The 19,928-nt window shown below is 70.7% G+C and carries 15 protein-coding genes; 11 read left to right on the forward strand and 4 right to left on the reverse strand.

What is annotated here, in order from left to right; translation table 11 throughout:
• The first annotated feature begins 104 nt into the window (after nucleotides 1–104).
• The gene (gene mnmA, locus ACGFIV_RS22580; protein ID WP_358550837.1) at nucleotides 105–1,175 is read left to right on the forward strand and encodes a tRNA 2-thiouridine(34) synthase MnmA; all 1,071 of its coding nucleotides are present in this window, start codon (nucleotides 105–107) and stop codon (nucleotides 1,173–1,175) included.
• 45 nt (nucleotides 1,176–1,220) lie between these two features.
• Here the strand turns inward: mnmA and ACGFIV_RS22585 are convergent, their stop codons facing one another.
• The 3 genes from ACGFIV_RS22585 to ACGFIV_RS22595 form a co-directional block, all read right to left on the reverse strand.
• Nucleotides 1,221–1,856, reverse strand: coding sequence for an MBL fold metallo-hydrolase (locus ACGFIV_RS22585; RefSeq protein WP_358550839.1), 636 nt, complete (start codon nucleotides 1,854–1,856; stop codon nucleotides 1,221–1,223).
• A gap of 134 nt (nucleotides 1,857–1,990) precedes the next feature.
• The gene (locus ACGFIV_RS22590) at nucleotides 1,991–2,116 is read right to left on the reverse strand and encodes a hypothetical protein (RefSeq protein ID WP_358550841.1); all 126 of its coding nucleotides are present in this window, start codon (nucleotides 2,114–2,116) and stop codon (nucleotides 1,991–1,993) included.
• A 119-nt stretch (nucleotides 2,117–2,235) separates the two neighbouring features.
• On the reverse strand, nucleotides 2,236–4,416 hold the full coding sequence (locus tag ACGFIV_RS22595; protein WP_358550843.1) for a peptidase domain-containing ABC transporter: 2,181 nt from the start codon (nucleotides 4,414–4,416) through the stop codon (nucleotides 2,236–2,238).
• Nucleotides 4,417–4,592: 176 nt separating this feature from the next.
• Between ACGFIV_RS22595 and ACGFIV_RS22600 the strand changes: the two genes are divergently transcribed.
• The 10 genes from ACGFIV_RS22600 to ACGFIV_RS22645 all read left to right on the forward strand — a co-directional run bounded on the left by ACGFIV_RS22600 (nucleotide 4,593) and on the right by ACGFIV_RS22645 (nucleotide 18,741).
• Nucleotides 4,593–5,600 (forward strand): methionine synthase, encoded by a 1,008-nt coding sequence (locus ACGFIV_RS22600; RefSeq protein ID WP_392837442.1) that lies wholly within the window; start codon nucleotides 4,593–4,595, stop codon nucleotides 5,598–5,600.
• A 142-nt stretch (nucleotides 5,601–5,742) separates the two neighbouring features.
• Nucleotides 5,743–6,195, forward strand: a complete 453-nt coding sequence (locus tag ACGFIV_RS22605) for a hypothetical protein (protein WP_358550847.1) — start codon at nucleotides 5,743–5,745, stop codon at nucleotides 6,193–6,195.
• Nucleotides 6,196–6,387: 192 nt separating this feature from the next.
• Nucleotides 6,388–8,631, forward strand: a complete 2,244-nt coding sequence (gene ligA / locus ACGFIV_RS22610; RefSeq protein WP_358550849.1) for an NAD-dependent DNA ligase LigA — start codon at nucleotides 6,388–6,390, stop codon at nucleotides 8,629–8,631.
• Nucleotides 8,632–8,897: 266 nt separating this feature from the next.
• On the forward strand, nucleotides 8,898–10,964 hold the full coding sequence (locus tag ACGFIV_RS22615; protein WP_392837445.1) for a putative bifunctional diguanylate cyclase/phosphodiesterase: 2,067 nt from the start codon (nucleotides 8,898–8,900) through the stop codon (nucleotides 10,962–10,964).
• A gap of 169 nt (nucleotides 10,965–11,133) precedes the next feature.
• Complete coding sequence (gene gatC / locus ACGFIV_RS22620) at nucleotides 11,134–11,433, forward strand: Asp-tRNA(Asn)/Glu-tRNA(Gln) amidotransferase subunit GatC (protein WP_358550853.1); 300 nt, start codon at nucleotides 11,134–11,136, stop codon at nucleotides 11,431–11,433.
• Nucleotides 11,430–12,920, forward strand: coding sequence for an Asp-tRNA(Asn)/Glu-tRNA(Gln) amidotransferase subunit GatA (gene gatA, locus ACGFIV_RS22625; RefSeq protein WP_358550855.1), 1,491 nt, complete (start codon nucleotides 11,430–11,432; stop codon nucleotides 12,918–12,920). The genes gatC and gatA overlap by 4 nt, the downstream gene beginning before the upstream one ends.
• Before the next feature lie 17 nt (nucleotides 12,921–12,937).
• Nucleotides 12,938–14,269: an AAA family ATPase gene (locus ACGFIV_RS22630; RefSeq protein ID WP_358550857.1), complete on the forward strand. Its 1,332-nt coding sequence runs from the start codon at nucleotides 12,938–12,940 to the stop codon at nucleotides 14,267–14,269.
• Nucleotides 14,269–14,907 (forward strand): DUF4276 family protein, encoded by a 639-nt coding sequence (locus ACGFIV_RS22635; protein WP_358550859.1) that lies wholly within the window; start codon nucleotides 14,269–14,271, stop codon nucleotides 14,905–14,907. Before ACGFIV_RS22630 ends, ACGFIV_RS22635 begins: the two co-directional genes overlap by 1 nt.
• On the forward strand, nucleotides 14,900–16,408 hold the full coding sequence (gatB, locus tag ACGFIV_RS22640; RefSeq protein ID WP_358550861.1) for an Asp-tRNA(Asn)/Glu-tRNA(Gln) amidotransferase subunit GatB: 1,509 nt from the start codon (nucleotides 14,900–14,902) through the stop codon (nucleotides 16,406–16,408). The genes ACGFIV_RS22635 and gatB overlap by 8 nt, the downstream gene beginning before the upstream one ends.
• A 218-nt stretch (nucleotides 16,409–16,626) precedes the next feature.
• Nucleotides 16,627–18,741 (forward strand): VanW family protein, encoded by a 2,115-nt coding sequence (locus ACGFIV_RS22645; RefSeq protein WP_392837449.1) that lies wholly within the window; start codon nucleotides 16,627–16,629, stop codon nucleotides 18,739–18,741.
• Nucleotides 18,742–18,747: 6 nt separating this feature from the next.
• On the opposite strand, the gene ACGFIV_RS22650 is transcribed toward ACGFIV_RS22645, so the two are convergent.
• A complete protein-coding gene (locus ACGFIV_RS22650) occupies nucleotides 18,748–19,908 on the reverse strand; it encodes a PQQ-dependent sugar dehydrogenase (RefSeq protein ID WP_358550865.1) in 1,161 nt (386 codons plus the stop codon).
• Between the last annotated feature and the right edge of the window lie 20 nt (nucleotides 19,909–19,928).

Raw genomic sequence — 19,928 nt, forward strand, 5'->3', positions numbered from 1 at the left:
GTCGCGGGGGGCGGAGATCTGCGGGTGGCCTGTCGGCGTCGCGGGGGCGCGGAGATCTGCCGGACGCCCGCCGGCGTCGCAGGGCGGGTAACCTCGACGGTGTTATGAGTCTTCGTGTGCTTGCCGCCATGTCCGGCGGCGTCGACTCCGCGGTGGCGGCCGCCCGCATCGCCGAGGCCGGCCATGACGTCACGGGCGTCCACCTCGCGCTGTCGTCCAACCCGCAGTCCTACCGCACCGGCGCGCGGGGCTGCTGCACCCTGGAGGACTCCAGGGACGCGCGCCGCGCCGCCGACGTGATCGGCATCCCCTTCTACATCTGGGACATGGCCGAGCGGTTCCACCGCGACGTCGTCGAGGACTTCGTCAACGAATACGCCGCCGGCCGCACTCCCAACCCGTGCCTGCGCTGCAACGAGAAGATCAAGTTCGAGGCGGTGCTCGACCGGGCGCTGGCGCTCGGGTTCGACGCGGTGGCCACCGGCCACCACGCCCGGCTCGAAGACGGCGTGCTGCGCAGGAGCGTCGACCCCGGCAAGGACCAGTCGTACGTCCTCGGGGTCCTCACCCGCGAGCAGCTCTCCCACGCGATCTTCCCGCTGGGCGGCTCCACCAAGGCCGAGGTCCGCGAGGAGGCCTCCGCCCGTGATCTCGCGGTGGCCGACAAGCCCGACAGCCACGACATCTGCTTCATCGCCGACGGCGACACGCGAGGCTTCCTGGCCGAGCGGCTGGGCGCCGAGCAGGGCCCGATCGTCGACGAGGCGGGCACCGTCGTCGGCACCCACGCCGGGGCCTTCGGCTTCACCGTGGGCCAGCGCAAGGGCCTGCGCATCGACCGGCCGACCGCCGACGGCCGCCCGCGCTACGTGCTGTCGATCGAGCCGGTGTCCAACACGGTGACGGTGGGCCCGCGCTCGTCCCTGTCGGTCAGCTCCATCGTGGCCGAGCGCCCGGTCTGGAACGGCCCGCTCGCCGAGCCGTACGAGCCGGTGGCGTGCCACGTGCAGCTCCGGGCGCATGGCGAGGTGTACGGCTGCCGCGCCCAGCTCTCGGGCGGCGTGGTCCACATCGAGCTCGAAAGCCCCGCCACAGGGGTCGCGGCGGGCCAGGCGGCCGTCCTCTACAGCGGGGACGCCGTCATCGGCTCCGCCACCATCGCCACGTCCTCCTGAGGCCCCCTGGGGTTCTTCTGAGGCGCCCGGGTGAGGCGGGTGGGGTCAGCCGCCCAGGACCACGCTCTCGCCGGTCTTGAGGCGGCGGAAGTCGCCTCCCTGCGCCTTGCCCCGGCGGTCGAGGAGGCCGTCGACCAGCATCAGCCCGATGTCGTTGTACAGGCCGTCGTGGATGGAGTAGGCGCGCCTGGGCGCCACCTCCAGCAGGTAGTCGACCATCTCGGAGGCCTTCATCCACGGGCCGCTGGTCGGCGTGAGCAGGGTGCCCACGGGCTGCCCCGGCACGGTGAAGGCGTCTCCCGGGTGGAACACCTCGCCGTCGACCAGGAAGCCGACGTTCTGCACCACGGGCACGTCGAAGGCGATCACCGCGTGGTCCCTGCCGACCACCCCCACCTCGAAGCCCGCCGCCGTGAACGAGTCGCCGTCCCCGATGACGCCGACCTTGGCGCTCAGGCCCTCCAACTGCCTGGCGACGGCCGCGCAGGTCCAGATCGGCACGTCCGGTCCGAGGGAGGCGAGGCGCTTGACCTCCAGGTGGTCGAAATGCTCGTGGGTGATGAGGACGGCGTCCGCCCCGTCGAGCGCGGACTCCTCGGTGAGGCCCCCGGGGTCGATGACCAGGGTGGCCCCGTCCTTCTCCAGTCGCACGCACGCGTGGCCGTGTTTGGTGAGCTTCATCTTCCCATCATGGCCCTCGCCTCGTCCGCTGAGGGACCCGAGGGACCCGAGGGCCTGAAGCGGCGACCTCGCTCCAGGCCCCTTGTGAACGGATAACCGGCTTCCGGGTTCAGGTCCCGGTCACCGGGGTTGCCTCAGACGGAGACGCAGATGCCGGGCGGGTCGATGTAAATGCCGACATCCACCCTGACCTGGCCACCGCTGAGCTTGTCGAGCTCGGTGTCGTCGAGCACCTGCCCGAGCATCTCCGGGTTGTTCACGTTTGGCCCCTCCTTTCGCTGCTTTGGGGAACGCCCCCAACAGCATCTAGATCTACGAGGCCACGCTTGGAATCGGCTTGGATCAGGCTTAACTGCCCCTGGTGACGGCTATCCGAGGGTCAATTCCCCGTCCTGGCCGAGGCGAGGTCCTGGCCCTCGACCAGGGTCACGTACTCCCCGCCGAGGGCCATGAGGTCGTCGTGACGGCCGCGCTCGACGATCCGCCCCTCACGCAGGACGAGGATCATGTCGGCGTCCCTGACCGTGCTGAGCCGGTGGGCGATCACGATCCGCGTCTGCCGCAGCCCGGACAGCCGGGCCTCGATGCCGGCCTCGGTGGCGGTGTCGAGGTGGCTGGTGGCCTCGTCCAGAACCAGCATCCGAGGCTCGGTGAGCAGCGCCCTGGCCAGGGCGAGCCGCTGGCGCTGGCCCCCGGACAGGCCGTGGCCTTCCGACAGCGGCGTCTCGTACCCCAAAGGCAGGTGCGCGATGTCCTCGTCCACGCAGGCCAGCCGGGCGGCGGCCACCACCCGCTCCATCGGGGCGGACGGGTCCCCGAGGGCGATGTTCTCCCTGATCGTCCCGGTGAACAGCGCGGGCTCCTGGGTGACGACCCCGAAACGGCGCCGCAGCGCGGGCATCTCCTCCGCCGCCACGGGCACGCCGTCGTAGCGCACCTCGCCTTCCGCCGGCGTGTACAGCCCGAGCAGGACCCTCGCCAGGGTGCTCTTCCCCGAGCCGGAGCGGCCGACCAAGGCGATCTTCTGGCCCGGCTCCGCCCTCAGGGAGATGTCGCGCAGCGTCCAGGCGCCCCTCGGGTCGTACCGGAAGCCGACTCCGCGCAGCTCGACGTCTCCCCGGAGGTCCGGAGCCCTTCCCGCGCCCGCCTCGTGGCCGGTCACCCCCATCTCACTCTCCGGGTCGCTGTCCAGGATGTCGGCCAGCCGTGCGATCGCCGCTCCGGCGACCTGCAGCCGTTGCAGGGCGCTCATCAGCGAGTTCAGCGGGGTTACGGTGGCGAGCCCGATGGCGTTGAGCGCAAGCAGCGTGCCGAGGGTCATGCTGTGGTCGATCACCCTCCAGGCCCCCACCCAGAGCAGGGCCATGGGCGTGAGGAGATGGATGGCGTTCTGCACGGCCGCCATCCCGCCGATGGCCGTCGTGCTCCGCGCGCCGGCGTTCAGTTGCGCCGTGAGCAGACCGGACCACCGGTCCATCACCCGGGACTCGGCGCTCATGGCCTTGAGCGACTCGATCCCCTTGATGGACTCGATGAGCCGCCCCTGGGCGTCGGCCTGGGTGGCGAGCTGACGCTGCATGAGCGCGGCCGTACGCCGCCTGTTGCCGAACAGCAGCAGCGCGTGCGCGGCCACCGCGGCGAGCAGGCACCCGCCCAGCACGGGATCGCCCACGGTCACGAGCGCTACGTACACCAGGGTGAGCGGTCCGTCCAGCATCGCCGGGAGCACCTGCCCGGTCGCCAGCTCCCGGATCGCCGTGACGCCCTGGATCCGCGTCACCAGATCGCCGGTGCCCCGCTGGGCGAAGAAGCGGTACGGCAGGGCGAACATGTGGCGTACCACTTCCGTGGTCAGGTCGCGGTCGGCCCTGACCTGGAGCGCGGTGAGCATCCGTACGCGCAGGTAACTCAGGAGCAGCTGCGTCGCCGCGGCGACCGCGATGCCGGCGCCGACGAGGGGCAGGAGCCCGGTGCCGCCCGAGGGCAGGATCCGGTCGACGATCACTCCCGATGACAGCGGCAGCACGAGGCCGAGCGCCTGGAGCAGCAGCGAGGCCAGCAGGACCAGGCCGACCAGGCCACGCGAGCGCCGCAGGACGTCGGCGGGCATCCTCCGCCGCCATGGGCGCGTGGGGATGCCGAGCCGCCGGGGGCGGAAACCGGGTCCGGGCGTGGGCACGAGCACGACGCCGTTGAACCCGGCCGCGAACTCGGCGGCCGTCAGCCGCAGGCGGCCCAGCGCCGGGTCGATGATGGTCACGTGGCCGCGCCGGGCCCGCTCGACGACCACGAAGTGCGCGGGATTCCAGTGGGCGATCGCGGGGAGGGTCAGATCGGCGACGCGTTCTGGCGCGATCCTGAGCGCGACCGTGTCCATGTCGTACTCCCTGGACACCGTCACCAGGGCTCTCGCGGTCAACCCGTCGCGCGAGACGCCGGCCCTCTCGGTCACCTCGCGGGTCGTCGTGCGCAGGCCGTAGTGGTCCAGCACCATGGTCAGGCAGGCGGGGCCGCAGTCGGTCAGCATGTTCTGCCGCACGACCCGCATACGGCGGCTCACGTGGTTTCCTCTCGTCGTCGTCACAGGGGTGCCGGTGCCGCCCGCGGTCGGGGCCGATGTCGCCGGTCACGACTACAGATAGGAGGAGGTCCTTGGAATCGGCTTGCGTCGCACTGGCCCGCGCCGCCGCGGTCTCCCGTGCCGTCCGTCCCGAGGCGCTTCTAAGCTTGCGCCTTGTGAGCGAGTTTCCGTGGAACGCGGCGAGTGCCACCGGGGTGGGTTCCCACCCCGGTGATGACCATGTGGAGACGCTGCGCATGGTGTTCGGGGAGCTTCCCGACCTGCCGTACCTCCCGGAGCTGCCTGATCGGGGAGTGGGCGCGGACATGGTCGGGCGTACCGCGTCCCTGCTCGTGGAGCTGCCGGTGGAGGTGCAGCCGTCCGGCTGGCGCTTCACCGACCGTCCCGGACGCGACGTCCGCCGCGCCAGGGACCACCTGAACCGCGACCTGGACGCCCTGGAGGAGGTCACGCAGGGGTACGAGGGGCCGTTCAAGATCCAGGTGTGCGGGCCGTGGACTCTCGCGGGCGCCATCGAGCTGCGCTACGGCGACAAGACGCTCGCCGACCCCGGAGCGGTGCGCGACCTGACCGACTCGCTGGCCGAGGGGCTGGCCGCGCACCTCGCGGCGGTGCGCGCGCGGATACCGGGCGCGCGGGTCGTGGTGCAGGTGGACGAGCCGGGCCTGCCGGGGGTGCTCGCCGGCACCGTGCCGACCGCCTCGGGATTCGGGCGGCTCGCCGCCGTCGAGGCCCATACCGCCTCCGAACGGCTCCGCGTCGTGCTGCCCTCCGATGCCTTCACGATCGTGCACTGCTGCGCGCCCGACGTGCCCTTCGGCGTGCTCCGTGCGGCCGGGTTCGGCGGCCTCTCGCTGGACGCGCGGTTCCTGCGGCGCCGCGACGAGGACCGCCTCGGCGAGGCGATCGAGGCGGGGACGGCGTTCTTCCTCGGCGTCGTCCCGGGCACGGACACGAAGCTCGCGGACGTCGACGTGATCGCCAAGCCGGCCACCGAGCTGTGGCGCAGGCTCGGCTTCGATCCGTCGCGGCTCGCCGAGCAGGTCGTGCTCACGCCGTCGTGCGGGCTCGCCGGAGCCTCTCCGGCGTACGCGCGGGCCGCGCTCGCCCGGTGCCGTGACGCGGCGCGCGTGCTGCGGGACGACCCCGGCGACGCCCGGTGATCGCGGCCATCGCGGTGATCGCGGCGGGGGGATCGCGGCCGGTAGCGGCGGGCGTTCCTGTGCAAGTTCGGTCAAGTTCGCTGCAAGGTCGCTGGTCTATCTCTTGAGGTGGTAACCGACCACGTCTTCAGGAGAGAAAGTCATGCACAGCGGTCTTCGCGTACTGCTCGGGCTCACCACCGCCGCCGCCCTGGGCCTCGGCCTGCCCGCCGCCGCGTCCGCCTCGGCGGGCGCTTCCTCCACGAGCCGGGCGTCCGCCGCCGAATCATGGTCCTGGGGGCCCACCGCCTCGTCCGACCGCAAGGGATGGGCGGGTGGCAAGATCCGTTCGACGAACTCCGGCCTGCGGATCACCGGAGACCTGTACGACGCGGGCGGCGCGCGCACGTGCTCCTGGTTGAAGATCAAGTGGCTCACGGACAAGGGGAAGTACCGCACGGCCACCTTCAGGAACTGCTCCCAGTCGCGGGCCCTCGCGTTCCGCGTGAACGCCGGGTACATGCTGAGCTCCACGGCCAAGGTCTGCCGGGGCACCTCCAAGAAGGTCACCGGCAAGTGCTCGCAGTGGGAGGGCGTCTGGGCACAGGGGGGCTGAGTTCCGGCCGTCCCGTCCCATGAGCGCGGGTACGGCCGAGGTTGACAGCGGCGGTCGTTTTGTACGGAAATGTCGGTGGTGGATGGCATGGTGGAGGTAACGATTCCCCAGGTAGACCGCATTCGCGGAGGCGTGAGCACTCGTCGCTGGCCGTAGCGTTCTCCTTGGGTTCGACCGACGAGGGGAGACGGCATGGCTGCCGAGGTGGAGGGCGTGCCGGTGGACGCACTGGAGCGTCACGCCGAGCTGGCCGAGCTGGCCGACGACGCCAACTGGCGCTACTACGTGCTCGACGCGCCGACGGTGAGCGACGGTGAGTACGACGCGTGGATGCGCGAGCTGCGCGAGCTGGAGGAGGCGCATCCGAGCCTGCGTACGCCCGACTCGCCGACGCAGAAGGTCGGCGCGCCGATCTCCACCGACTTCACGCCCGTGCAGCACCTCCGGCGGCTCGAAAGCCTCGACAACGCCTTCAACGACGCCGACCTCGCGGGCTGGCAGGCCCGCGCCGAGCGGCTCGTCGAGGCCGACCCCGGGCCGTACCTCTGCGAGCTGAAGATCGACGGGCTGGCGATCGCCCTGGTGTACGAGAAGGGCAGGCTGGTCAGGGGCGCCACGCGGGGCGACGGGCGCGTGGGCGACGACGTGACCGCGAACGTGCGCACGATCGCGAACATCCCCCACCGGCTCACCGGTGACGACGTTCCCGACCTGCTGGAGGTCAGGGGCGAGGTCTACCTCTCGGTCGAGGGCTTCGAGAAGCTCAACGAGCAGCTCGTGGCGGCGGGCAAGGCCCCGTTCGCCAACCCCCGCAACTCGGCGGCGGGGTCCCTGCGCCAGAAGGACCCGCGCGTCACCGCCCAGCGCGCGCTCGGCATGATCGCGCACGGCGTCGGCACCTGGGAGGGCTCCCCGCTCCCGGCGACGCAGTCGGGGGTCTACGAGCGGCTGAAGGAGTTCGGGCTGCCGGTCAGCGACCTCTACAAGGTCGTCGGGAGCCTCACGGAGATCGACGAGTTCATCGAGCACTACCGGCAGCGCCGCCACGACACCGCGTACGAGATCGACGGCGTCGTGGTGAAGGTCGACCGCATCGAGCTGCAGCGGCAGCTCGGCTCGACGTCGCGCGCGCCCCGGTGGGCCATCGCGTTCAAGTACCCGCCCGAGGAGGTCAACACCAAGCTCCTCGACATCCAGGTGGGCGTCGGCCGCACGGGGCGCGTGACGCCGTACGGCGTGATGGATCCCGTCGTCGTCGCCGGGTCCACCGTGGAGCGGGCGACCCTCCACAACGCCTCGGAGGTCGCGCGCAAGGGCGTGCTCATCGGCGACACCGTGGTGCTGCGCAAGGCGGGCGACGTGATCCCCGAGATCGTCGGGCCGGTGACCGCCCTGCGCGACGGGAGCGAGCGCGAGTTCGTCATGCCTACCCACTGCCCCGAGTGCGGCACCGAGCTGCGGCGCATGAAGGAGGCCGACGTCGACATCCGCTGCCCCAACGCCCGCTCGTGCCCGGCGCAGCTGCGTGAGCGCATCTTCTTCGCCGCCGGCCGGGGAGCGTTCGACGTCGAGGGCCTCGGCTACGTCGCCGCCACCGCGCTGACGGCCCCGCTGCCTCCGCAGGAGCCGCCGGTCCGCACCGAGGCCGACCTGTTCGACCTGACGATCGACCGGCTGCTGCCGATCAAGTCCGTCGTGCGCGACCAGGACACCGGCCTGCCCAAGACCGATCCCGAGACCGGCGAGCCGAAGGTCGTCACGTTCTTCGCCAACATGAGCGGCGAGCCGAGCAAGAACGCCGAGCACATGATGGAGCAGCTTGAGCTGCGCAAGTCCCAGCCGCTCTGGCGGGTGCTGGTGGCCCTGTCGATCAGGCACGTCGGGCCGACGGCGGCGCAGGCCCTGGCCTCGGCGTTCCTGTCACTCGACCGCGTCTTCGGCTCCTCGGTCGAGGAGCTCGCCGTGGTCGAGGGGGTCGGCCCCACCATCGCCGCGTCCATCCACGAGTGGTACGCCGAGGACTGGCACCGCGAGATCGTCGAGCGCTGGCGCCAGGCCGGGGTGCGCATGGAGGACGAGCCTCCCACCGGGCAGGGCCCGCAGACCCTCGCCGGGCTGACATTGGTGGTCACCGGCACCCTCAAGGGCTTCACCAGGGACGAGGCCGGAGAGGCCATCCAGAGCCGCGGCGGCAAGGTGACGAGCTCGGTCTCCAAGAAGACCGCCTTCGTGGTCGCCGGCGAGAACGCCGGCTCGAAGTACGACAAGGCGCTGAAACTCGGCGTCCCCATCCTCGACGAGGACCGTTTCCAGGTCCTGCTCGACCAGGGACCGGACGCCGTCACCCCGGCAGAGCCCGGGGAAGTGCCCGCCGAGCCCAAGGAGACGCCTACCCCCGAGGCCGGAGAACTCTCCCGTGAGGAGACGCCGGCCTAGCCCGGGAGGACGCTCGCCGGGGCCGGGAGGATTCCTTCCCGGCCCGCGTGATGGGACCCGTCATGGCGCCCATGAGGGCTTGATCCGAACTTTTCCGCCCTAGACGGATATTTCCCGAAAAATTTGTCATCCGTCATCGTCGCTCGTCACGAACAGGAAGAGCTGGAGCGCCGAAATTGCCGGTGACGGAACGTGCCCAACCGGTTTCGCGAAGTGGCCCAGAGGTCGTACCCTCCCATAGTGACCTCTTGGGGGTTTACTTGCCTATGACGGACCCATCCGACACGCGCGACACCGCACCTCGGCCCTTCTCCCCGCTCTGGACCTACCTGACCGGGGTCGTCGCCACCGGGCTCGTGGCGCTGCTCGTCGCCGAGGTCCGGCTCGGTTTCAGCGAGCTGGCCACCCTGGCGCGCACCCCGCTGTTCTGGATGCTCGTGGCCCTGGTCGTGCTGGGAGAGCTACGGCCGATCGTGGTCTCCACCTCGCGCCTGGCCGGGGGCACGGCGACCTCGACGCTGTTCACCTTCGCGGTTCTGCTCTACCACGGTCTGTCCGTCGCGGTGCTGATCCACTCGCTGGCGCTGGTCGTGAGCGGTCTGTCGCACCACAGGGCCTGGCACCGCACGGTGTTCAACGTCGCGCAGGTCTCCCTGGCCTCCACGGCGGCCGGAGTGGTGCTGGCCGCCTTCGGGCACCACCCCCATCCGGCCACGCCCTGGGTGCCCGAGGGCACCGACATCATGGCGGTCGCGCTCGCGGCCGTGGCCTACTTCGCGGTGCGCGGCGTCCTGGTCTGCGGGGCCGTCGCGCTGCACGAGCGCCGGCCGCTGCTCCGGGTGATCCGCACGACGATCGGGCACCAGAGCCTCGTGTACGCGGCCCTCCTCGGGCTGGCCCCGCCGGTCGTGGTCGTCATGAGCCACTCGACCGCGCTGGTCCCCCTGTTCGTCGCCCCGCTCGCCACGATGTACTTCACCGCGTCGCTGTCGGTGCGCCGCGACCACCAGGCCATGCACGACGGGCTGACCTCCCTGCCCAACCGCAAGCTGCTGATCCTTCGTACGGAGGAGGCGCTTGCCGAGGCGCGCGAGGACGTGCGGGTGGGCCTGCTCCTGCTCGACCTCGACCGGTTCAAGGAGGTCAACGACACCCTCGGCCACCCCGTGGGCGACCGGCTGCTGCAGATCGTCGCGCACCGGCTCACCCACAGCGTGCGGCCGGGCGACGTCGTGGCGAGGCTCGGGGGCGACGAGTTCGCCGTGCTCCTGCCGACCGTGCGCGACTCCGTCGCCGCCCGCGAGGTGGCCGCCCGGCTGAGGGCCGCGCTCACCGAGCCCGTACGGCTGGAGGGCATGACCTTCGACCTTGACGCCTCCATCGGCATCGCGCTGTACCCCGACCACGCGCCCGACTTCGAGCTGCTCCTCCAGCGGTCCGACGTCGCGATGTACTTCGCCAAGGAGGGCCGGACCGGGGTCGAGGTCTACCTCGCCGAAAAGGACCGCAACTCGCCCGAGCGGCTCAACCTCCTCGGCGACCTGCGCAGGGCCGTCGGCGGGAGCGAGCTGGAGCTGCACTACCAGCCCAAGATGAGCCTCTCGTCGGGCGAGGTGCAGGGCGTCGAGGCGCTGCTGCGGTGGTGGCATCCCGACCGGGGGCCGGTCTCCCCGGCCGACTTCATCCCGCTCGCCGAACAGTCGTACCTCATGCGCCAGATCACCGAGCACGTGATCGACGCCGCGCTGGAGCAGGCGGCCCGCTGGTGGCACTCGGGGCTCAACGTGCCCGTCTCGGTCAACGTGTCGGCCCGTGACCTGCTCGACTCCGCGCTGCCCGACCAGCTTGAGGCGGGACTCGACCGCCTGCGGCTCCCCGCCGAGGCGATCCAGCTTGAGGTGACCGAGCGCATCCTGATGACCGACCAGGCCTACAGCTCCGACTCGCTGCACGCGCTGGTCGCGCTCGGGATCCCGCTCGCGCTCGACGACTTCGGCACCGGCTACTCCTCGCTGGTCCGACTCCAGCGCCTCCCGGTGCGCGAGGTCAAGATCGACGGGTCGTTCGTCCAGCGGCTCGGGAAGTCGGTGGACGACGAGCGCATCGTCCGCTCGATCGTCGACCTGGTCAGGTCCCTCGGCCTGCGGTCGGTGGCCGAGGGCGTCGAGACCGAGGAGGTGGCCCAGCGCCTTCGCGACATGGGCTGCGACTCGGGCCAGGGATGGCGGTTCGCCGAGCCGATGCCGGCCTCCGAGACGACCGCCTGGCTCCGCGAGCGGCTCAGCTCGCCCTCGTACGACCGCTGCGAGTCCGCCGAGGTCACGACCCTCTAGGGCTTTCGCCCGGCCGGTGCGGGCGTGGAGATCCCCGGCTACGCGGGGCCCGCGGCCGTCCGACGCGCACATGGCCTCGGAGAACCATGGTTAATGGTTCGGCCACGTTCGGTCACGAGCCCTAGGATGACACTGTCCAATTGCCATCCATGAAACGGGTTAACGACTCATGTCCGCCATAACCCGCGACGAGGTCGCTCACCTCGCCCGGTTGTCCCGGCTGGCGCTGGCCGACACCGAGCTCGACCACTACGCCGCGCAGCTCGATGTCATCATCGGCGCGGTCGCGCGCGTCGCCGAGGTCGCCACCGACGACGTGCCGCCGTCCTCACACGCGCTGCCGCTGACGAACGTCTACCGTCCCGACGAGGCACGGCCCAGCCTGACCCCGGAGCAGGCGCTGGCGGCCGCTCCGGCCGTCGAGGACGACCGTTTCCGCGTCCCGCGCATCCTCGGGGAGGAGGCATGAGCCTCACCCGCAAGACCGCCGCCGAGCTGGGCGCCCTGATGGCCTCCGGCGAGGTCTCCGCCGTCGAGGTGGCCCAGGCGCACCTCGACCGCATCGCCGAGGTCGATCCCAAGGTCAAGGCGTTCCTGCACGTCGCCACCGAATCGGCGCTGGAGCAGGCCCGCGCGGTGGACGCCAGGCGCGCCGCCGGCGAGGAGCTCGGCCCGCTCGCGGGCGTGCCGATCGCGCACAAGGACGTCTTCACGACCAAGGACATGCCGACCACCGCCGGGTCGAAGATCCTCGAAGGCTACCGCCCGCCGTACGACGCGACGGTGACCGCGCGCCTGCGCGAGGCCGGCCTGGTGATCCTCGGCAAGACCAACCTCGACGAGTTCGCGATGGGCTCCTCCACCGAGAACTCCGCGTACGGCCCGTCCCACAACCCGTGGGACCTCGGCCGGATCCCCGGCGGCTCCTCGGGGGGTTCGAGCGCCGCCGTGGCCTCCTACCAGGCCCCGCTGTCCACCGGCACCGACACGGGCGGCTCGATCCGGCAGCCCGCCGCCGTCACCGGCATCGTCGGGATGAAGCCCACCTACGGCGGTTCCTCGCGGTACGGCGTGATCGCCTTCGCCTCCTCACTCGACACCCCGGGCCCGTTCGCCCGCAACGTGCTGGACGCGGCGCTGTTGCACGAGGCCTTCTCCGGCCATGACGTGATGGACACCACCTCGATCCACGCCGAGGTGCCGCCGGTCGTCGAGGCCGCGCGCCGCGGCGATGTCGCGGGGCTGCGCGTCGGCGTGGTCAAGGAGTTCGGCGGCGAGGGCTACCAGCCGGGCGTGCTGGCCCGCTTCCAGGAGGCCGTCGACCTGCTGGAGTCCCTGGGCGCCAAGGTCGTCGAGGTCTCCTGCCCGAGCTTCACCTACGCCCTTCCCGCCTACTACCTCATCGCCCCGTCCGAGGCCTCGTCCAACCTCGCCAGGTTCGACGGCATGCGCTACGGGCTGCGCGTCGGCGACGACGGCACCCATAGCGCCGAGGAGGTCATGGCGCTGACCCGCGCCGCCGGCTTCGGCTCCGAGGTCAAGCGGCGCATCATGATCGGCACCTACGCCCTGTCGAGCGGCTACTACGACGCCTACTACGGCTCGGCGCAGAAGGTCCGCACGCTGATCGCGCGTGACTTCGAGGCCGCGTTCCACCAGGTGGACGTCCTGGTCTCGCCGACCACGCCCACCACCGCGTTCCCGATCGGCGAGCGCGCCGACGACCCGATGGCGATGTACCTCGCCGACCTGTGCACGATCCCCGCCAACCTCGCGGGCAACGCCGCCATCTCGGTGCCGTGCGGCCTCGCCGACGAGGACGGCCTCCCGGTCGGCCTCCAGATCATGGCCCCGGTCCTCGGCGACGAGCGCTGCTACCGCGTGGGCGCCGCTGTGGAGAGGGCCTTCGAGGACCGCTGGGGCGGCGGCCTGCTGTCCCAGGCGCCGACGCTCTAGAGAGGAGGGACGGCGGCATGATCACCCGCATCGAGATCGACGGCTTCAAGTCGTTCGAGAGCTTCGCCCTCGACCTGCCGCCGTTCCTCGCCCTCATCGGCACCAACGCCAGCGGCAAGTCCAACCTGCTGGACGCCCTGACCTTCGTCTCCACGGCGGGCGTTCATGGACTGGACGCCGCCGTGGCCGCGGTTCGCGGCGACGCCCGGAGTCTGTTCCGGAGGCGCGGCGACGGCATTCGAGTGGACAGGATGAGCTTCGCTCTGGAGTTCATCCTGGGAGGGCTACCACAGCACGTGCCCAACCGCTGGCGTTACGAGCTCGATCTCGTTTGGGCCGAGCCCGAAGACGAGCTTGAGGGGATAGCCGTCCGTGGACAGCGACTCGTGGGGCTCTCTGCCGATCAGGACAGGTGGAGAGGTCTCGACGGCATGGCGCCGGAATGGGTCACCAGCGGATTGATCAGACACAAGGCCTCACGGGTCATCGAGATCCCCTCTGAGCTGCCCGCGTCATTCCCGGAGTCTTCGGGCCTGCTGTTGTACATGACGAGGGGGCCCAAGCGGGACAGGTCCGGCGCACAAGCGTCGAACGACCCCTCCTCTCTTTTCTCTGCATTGCTGGTCGAATTCGCGGGGGTTCGGTTCCTTCATCTTGAGGCCGGCGCGCTTCGTCAGCCCAGCGAACTGGGGGGCCCTCGGCACATGACCGCGGCTGGGCGTGACCTGCCCAACTACCTGCGGCACCTGGCCAGGGAAACCGGCTCGAAGAGTTGGCCGCTGGGAGTGGTCGGCGAGATAAAAATGCATCTCGTCGGCCTCGTGAGGGAGGTAAGCGACTTCGCCATCCTCGAAGACGAGCGCCGCAGGGATGTGCGGCTGGAGTTCTCGTCGCCGTATGAGCAGGGGCTAGGGGCCGACCTGGCCTCCGACGGCACGCTGCGAATGCTGGCCATCCTGGCGGTCCTTCATGATCACGGGACCATGGCCGTCGAGGAGCCGGAGAACGGCGTCTTCCCTGAACGGCTGCGGCAGTTGCTCGGCCTGGCCCAAGGTCTGGTGACCGATCTGCGCGAGCCTCCGGAGCGCGACGATGACGGATCTTCTGTCCGTTATCGTCAGGCGATCTTCACCAGCCATTCGCCGGTGGTGCTCGACGCGGTGCCGTACGCGAACATCGCGTTCCTCGACATGACCACCGTTCTCGAAGACGGGAAGGCCAGCAGGGTGAGCCGTGTGAGATGGCTCAGAGAGGGCGGCGGCCCCGTGAGGGTCGAGGGCGAGCGGTGGCCCCGGGTCACCGATTCGGAGCTGAACAGGTTCCGGGCCGGTTTGGAGGAACCGGTCTGATGCGGAGTCTGAGCTGTGTGCTCGTCAGGGAAGGCATCTCGGACGACTGGTACCTGCCGATCCTGCTGCGCCGGGCGCTTGAGGTCATGGTCGTCGAGCGTTTCCCCGGCTGCCGGGAGGTCCAGGAGGTCAGGAGTCTGCCAGAGGCGGGCAACCAGCATCCCGACCCTGTGCTGAAGTCCCTGGAGCAGGAGCGCGGCACCTTCGACGTGGTGCTTTTTCACCACGATGGGGCTCCGGCCGCCAAGTCGGATGAGGTCATCGGGAGGATGCGGAAGACGTGGGAGGACAGCACGTTCACAGAGCCCCTCGTGGCGGTCGTGCCGGTGCGCGAGACCGAGGCGTGGCTGCTCGCCGACTACGGGGCCCTGGTCAAGGTGCTGGGCCGCCAGAGACTGGCGGCCAGACTCGTCTCAGGTCCGGCCGTGGAGTCCTGCCGTGATCCCAAGGCGGTCCTGGAGGGGCTGCTGAAGGACGAGGCCGGGATGAATCCCGGCAGGCGTGGCGTGCTTCGCGGCTTCTTCGTGTCGGTGGCGGAGACCGCTGACATCAGTGAAATGAGGAAGGTGCCTGCCTTCCGGCAATGGTGGAATGACATGATCGAAGCTCTGGAAGGATTGGGTTACCAGCATGGTTGAAACGGCGACCGTCATGCCGTACGACGAGGCGCTTGAGCGTTTCGCGCCGGTGATCGGCCTGGAGACCCACGTCGAGCTGGGCACGACGTCCAAGATGTTCTGCGGGTGCCCGACCACGTTCGGCGCGCCGGCGAACACCCACGTCTGCCCGGTCTGCCTCGCGCTGCCCGGCGCGCTGCCGGTGGCGAACGACAAGGCCATCGAGTCGACGATCCGCATCGGCCTGGCGCTGAACTGCACCATCGCCGAGTGGTGCCGCTTCGCCCGGAAGAACTACTTCTATCCGGACATGCCGAAGAACTACCAGATCAGCCAGTACGACGAGCCGCTGTGCGTCAACGGGTACCTCGACGTCGAGGTGGGCGGCGAGACGGTCAGGGTCGAGATCGAGCGGGTCCACCTGGAGGAGGACACCGGCAAGTCCACGCACGTGGGCGGCGCCACGGGCCGCATCCAGGGCGCCGACTACTCGATCGTCGACTACAACCGGGCGGGCATCCCCCTCGTGGAGATCGTCACCAAGCCCGTCGAGGGCACCGACCGGCTCGCCCCCGAGGTCGCCAAGGCGTACGTCACCGAGTTGCGCGAGGTGATGCGCACTCTGGGCGTCTCCGACGTGCGCATGGAGGAAGGCTCCATGCGGTGCGACGTCAACGTCTCGCTCATGCCCCGGGGGTCGAGCGTGTGGGGCACCCGCACCGAGACCAAGAACGTCAACTCGCTGCGAAGCGTCGAGCGGGCGGTGCGCGGCGAGATCGAGCGGCAGGCGGCGATCCTCGCCGACGGCGGCAGGATCGTCCAGGAGACCCGCCACTTCCACGAGGACACCGGCGCGACCACGCCCGGCCGGTCCAAGGAGGAGGCGCAGGACTACCGCTACTTCCCCGAGCCCGACCTGCTGCCGATCGCCCCGACCCCCGAGTGGGTCGAGGAGCTGCGGTCCGAGCTTCCCGAGCTGCCGACCGTGCGGCGCAGGCGGCTCCAGGCCGAGTGGGGCGTCTCCGACCTCGACATGGCCGCGATGCACAACGCCGACGCCATCGGCCTGGTGGAGGCGACGGTCACGGCCGGCGTGCCCGCGGCCGACGCGCGCAAGTGGTGGATGGGCGAGCTGGCGCGGCGCGCCAACGAGGCAGGCACCTCCCTCGCCGACCTGCCGATCACGCCCGCGCAGATCGTGCGGGTCGTCGAGCTGGTGGCGTCCGGCGCGCTGAACGACAAGCTGGCCCGCCAGGTGCTCGAAGGCGTGCTCGCGGGGGAGGGCTCCCCTGACGAGGTCGTCGAGGCGCGCGGCCTGCGCATCGTCAGCGACGAGGGCGAGCTGTCCTCGATCATCGACCAGGTGCTCTCCTCGAACGCCGACGCGGCCGACAAGGTGCGCTCCGGCAAGATCGCCGCGGTGGGCGCGCTGGTCGGCGGTGTGATGAAGGCCAGCCGTGGCAAGGCCGACGCCGGCCGTGCCCGCGAGCTGATCCTGGAGAAGCTCGGCGTTTCCGAGTAACACCCCGGCCGTACGGCCGGGCGCACGGGCTCCGCGCACGTTCGCGGGGCCCGTCGTGCCGTCCGGGGCCCGCCGTACCCCCTCGTACTTAGTACGTGTACAAGCGGGAATTCTCTATACCTGGGACTGGATTCATCCAAAGATGTAGAGGAATTTGCGAGTGATGTTGGTTTAGGGTGATGCGGGGGAACCGGTACGGAGCGGGAGGAGACGAGGGCGTGCGGAACGCCGGAGCGTCCATCGACCCGCCGCCCGACCCGTTCGCGGCGGTGCGTCCAGACTCCCCCGTCGCATTGCCCGTCGACCGCCAGTATTCGAGGGACAGTACGCCCGCGCGTCCCGCGGGCGGGCGCAAGAAGCTTCCCCCAGGCGTTTCGCCCCTGCCGCCCGGCGTGTCGCCCGACATCTTCGCGCGGACGCCGCCGTCCGGGATCGGCGGGCCGGGCCAATCGGTGACCCTGCCTCCTCCCGCGCCTCCGGCCGAACCGTGGCCCATGACCGCGAACGTGCGGCTGCGCAGGAGCGCCGACGATCCGGCGGTCGAGCCCTCGGTCGTCATCCTGCCCGAGCCGTCCGAGCCTCGAAGCAGGTTACGGGTCTTCCTGATCCTCACGGGCGGGCTCGCCTTCCTCTTCCTGCTCGCTTACGCGATCCCCGCCACGTACATGTGGGGCAGGGTGCTGCCCGGCACGCACGTCGCGGACGTACACATCGGGAGCCTGACCGAGACCGAGGCGATCGACCGCATCCACCAGCGCTTCGACGGCAACGACCACGAAGCCGTCGGCCTCATGCTGGACGGCCGGCGGGTGGGGGCGCTCGACCCGCGCGACGCGGGGCTGACGATCGACGTGGAGGCCACGGTCGCCGACGCCAAGACCGGGTTCCCCAGTCCCCTCGCCGTCTGGCATTCGCTCACCGGAGATCGCGTCCTGCCGCTCCGGATCTCCACGAACTCCGCCAAGCTGAGCCAGCGGGTGCGCAAGATCGCCAAGCAGGTCGACCGGCCCGCCCACGAGGGGGCGATCGTCTACAAGGGAACGACCCCGCAGATCATCCCTCCCAAGGAGGGCGTCGTCCTCGACCAGAGGGCCACGGGGGAGGCGATCAAGCGGGCCTTCGTCAACGCCCCCGCCTCGGTGTCGCTGCCGGTGATCCCCGTACGTCCGAGGGCGGGCAAGGCCGCGTTCGACGGCCATCTGGAGATGGCGCGACGGGCGGTGTCGGCGCCGATCGTCCTGGCGAACGGCAGCAGGCGGGTGACTCTCTCCCCGCCGGTCATCGCCGCCCACCTGAGCTTCGCGGCCGACCAGCGCGGGGTGGTACGACCCCGGTTCGACGCCTGGACGGCCGCGGCGGGCCTTTCGACCAGGCTTGTCGGCGTCGCCGAGACACCGCGAGAGGCGGGGTTCGTCATCGAGGGCGGCGCGCCGAAGCTCGTACACGCCCGCACGGGCAAGGGCGTCGACGCCGCCAAGCTCGCCGCCGCGGTGGCCGACGTGGTCACGGGGGGCGGAAGCCGTACGATCCCGGTCTCCCTCGCCATCACCCAGCCTCTCCTCACCGACGAGGCCGCCATGAAGCTCGGCGTGAAGGAGCAGATCGGTTTCTTCACGACGTACTTCCCGTGCTGCGCCGCCAGGGTGACCAACATCCACAAGGCCGCCGACCTCGTGGACGGCCGGCTGGTGAAGCCGGGGGAGACGTTCTCGCTGAACGAGGTCGTCGGGAAGCCGGACGCCGCGCGTGGGTTCGTCCCCGCGCAGGCCATCGAGGACGACCGCCTGGTCATCGCCGTCGGCGGAGGCGTCTCCCAGCTCGCGACCACCATGTACAACGCGGCGTACACCGCCGGCATGGAGGACGTCGAGCACACCGCGCACGCGTTCCACGTCTCGCGCTACCCCCCCGGGCGGGACGCGGCGGTGTCGTATCCCGAAACCGACCTGCGGTGGAGGAACGACACGGAGCACGGCGTCCTGGTCGAAGCCTCCTACAGCGCCACTTCCGTGACCGTGACCCTGTGGAGCACCAAGCGGTACGACCGGATCGACGTAGAGACCTCCGAGCGGTCCGACGTGACCCAGCCGGAGAGCAAGTCCGACAGCGACCCCGGTTGCCTCCCGATGGAGGGCGCGCCGGGATTCACCGTCACGGTCACCCGGGTCTTCTACGAGGACGGCGAGGTCGTCAAGCGCGACCGGCCCGAGACCACGGTGTACGAGCCGCAGGCGAAGGTGACCTGCGTACACGCGCGCACGACCCCGATCGCAGGGTCCGCCGGGCGCGAGAGTCCGAGCCCGGACACCATCGTGGAGCCGCTGCCGGGGTGACCCCCCTCAGCTCATGGGGATGATCAGGATGCGGTCGTCGCCCTCCCTGGGGGAGCCCCGCCCGTCCTTGTTGCTGGTCGACACGTACAGGTTGCCGTCCGGCGCCGCCGCGACGGCCCGCAGCCGGCCGAACCGGCCCTCGTACCGGGGGATGGGCTTGCCCACCTGGCCGGAGGCGGACAGCGGGATCTGCCACAGCCGCGTCCCGCGCAGCGCCGCCACCCACAGCGACCCGCCCGCGTAGGCCATGCCGGACGGGGACGACTCGTCGGTGGACCAGGTCAGCAGGGGGTCGACGTACTGCTTCTGGCCGCCGAAGCCCTCCACCGCGGGCCAGCCGTAGTTCCTGCCCTTCTTGATCAGGTTGACCTCGTCGTAGGTGTTCTGGCCGAACTCCGAGGCGTACATGCGGCCGGAGGGGTCGAAGGCCATGCCCTGGACGTTGCGGTGGCCGTAGCTCCAGATCACGTTCTGGAACGGGTTGCCGGGGGCGGCCTTCCCGTCGGTGGTCATGCGAAGGATCTTGCCGCCCAGCGAGCCGAGGGCCTGGGCGAGGGGACGGTCGCCGGTCTCGCCCGTCGAGGCGTACAGGTACCCGTCGGGGCCGAACGCGAGCCGCCCGCCGTTGTGGATGCTTCCCTTGGGGATGCCGCTGAGGATCGTCTCGGGGTCCTTCAGGCCGCCGTCGTAGCGGTAGCGCACGATGCGGTTCTCGGTCGCCGCCGTGAAGTACACGAAGACATGGTGATCCTGCGTGAACTTCGGGGAGACCGCGACGCCGAGCAGGCCGCCCTCCCCGCTCGCGGACACGCCGTCGACCACCCCCACCGGGCTGGTCTCCCCGGCCGGGGTCACCCGCAGCAGGCGCGCGGAGTCGCGTTCGGTCACCAGCGCGTCGCCGCCGGGCAGGAACGCGATCGCCCACGGCACGGACAGCCCCTCGACGAGCGTCCGGGGCTCCCCCGGCTCCTTCTGGGGAAGGGAACTCGCCGGAGGGGACGGTGTGCCGCCCTCCTCGCCGCCTCCGCGCGCCGCCGTCCCGGGGGTGCATCCGGCCACCAGCGCCACCGCCGTGATCGCGGCGAACGCCCGCCGGGCGACCGCGGCGCGCCAGTGGGTGGTGGCTCGGGGCTCGATATCGCGGGAACAAAAGGTTCGGTTCGACATAGTGGACCTCCTCCGTGACT

The organism is Sphaerisporangium sp. NPDC049003 (assembly GCF_043197795.1).
Classification (GTDB): domain Bacteria; phylum Actinomycetota; class Actinomycetes; order Streptosporangiales; family Streptosporangiaceae; genus Sphaerisporangium.

Bases quoted from the DNA above. Each gene is read 5' to 3' on its own strand.
- mnmA (WP_358550837.1), top strand. From the start codon at position 105: ATGAGTCTTCGTGTGCTTGCCGCCATGTCCGGCGGCGTCGACTCCGCG.
- ACGFIV_RS22585 (WP_358550839.1), bottom strand. From the start codon at position 1,856: ATGAAGCTCACCAAACACGGCCACGCGTGCGTGCGACTGGAGAAGGAC.
- ACGFIV_RS22605 (WP_358550847.1), top strand. From the start codon at position 5,743: ATGCACAGCGGTCTTCGCGTACTGCTCGGGCTCACCACCGCCGCCGCC.
- ligA (WP_358550849.1), top strand. From the start codon at position 6,388: ATGGCTGCCGAGGTGGAGGGCGTGCCGGTGGACGCACTGGAGCGTCAC.
- ACGFIV_RS22615 (WP_392837445.1), top strand. From the start codon at position 8,898: ATGACGGACCCATCCGACACGCGCGACACCGCACCTCGGCCCTTCTCC.
- gatC (WP_358550853.1), top strand. From the start codon at position 11,134: ATGTCCGCCATAACCCGCGACGAGGTCGCTCACCTCGCCCGGTTGTCC.
- gatA (WP_358550855.1), top strand. From the start codon at position 11,430: ATGAGCCTCACCCGCAAGACCGCCGCCGAGCTGGGCGCCCTGATGGCC.
- ACGFIV_RS22630 (WP_358550857.1), top strand. From the start codon at position 12,938: ATGATCACCCGCATCGAGATCGACGGCTTCAAGTCGTTCGAGAGCTTC.
- ACGFIV_RS22635 (WP_358550859.1), top strand. From the start codon at position 14,269: ATGCGGAGTCTGAGCTGTGTGCTCGTCAGGGAAGGCATCTCGGACGAC.
- gatB (WP_358550861.1), top strand. From the start codon at position 14,900: ATGGTTGAAACGGCGACCGTCATGCCGTACGACGAGGCGCTTGAGCGT.
- ACGFIV_RS22650 (WP_358550865.1), bottom strand. From the start codon at position 19,908: ATGTCGAACCGAACCTTTTGTTCCCGCGATATCGAGCCCCGAGCCACC.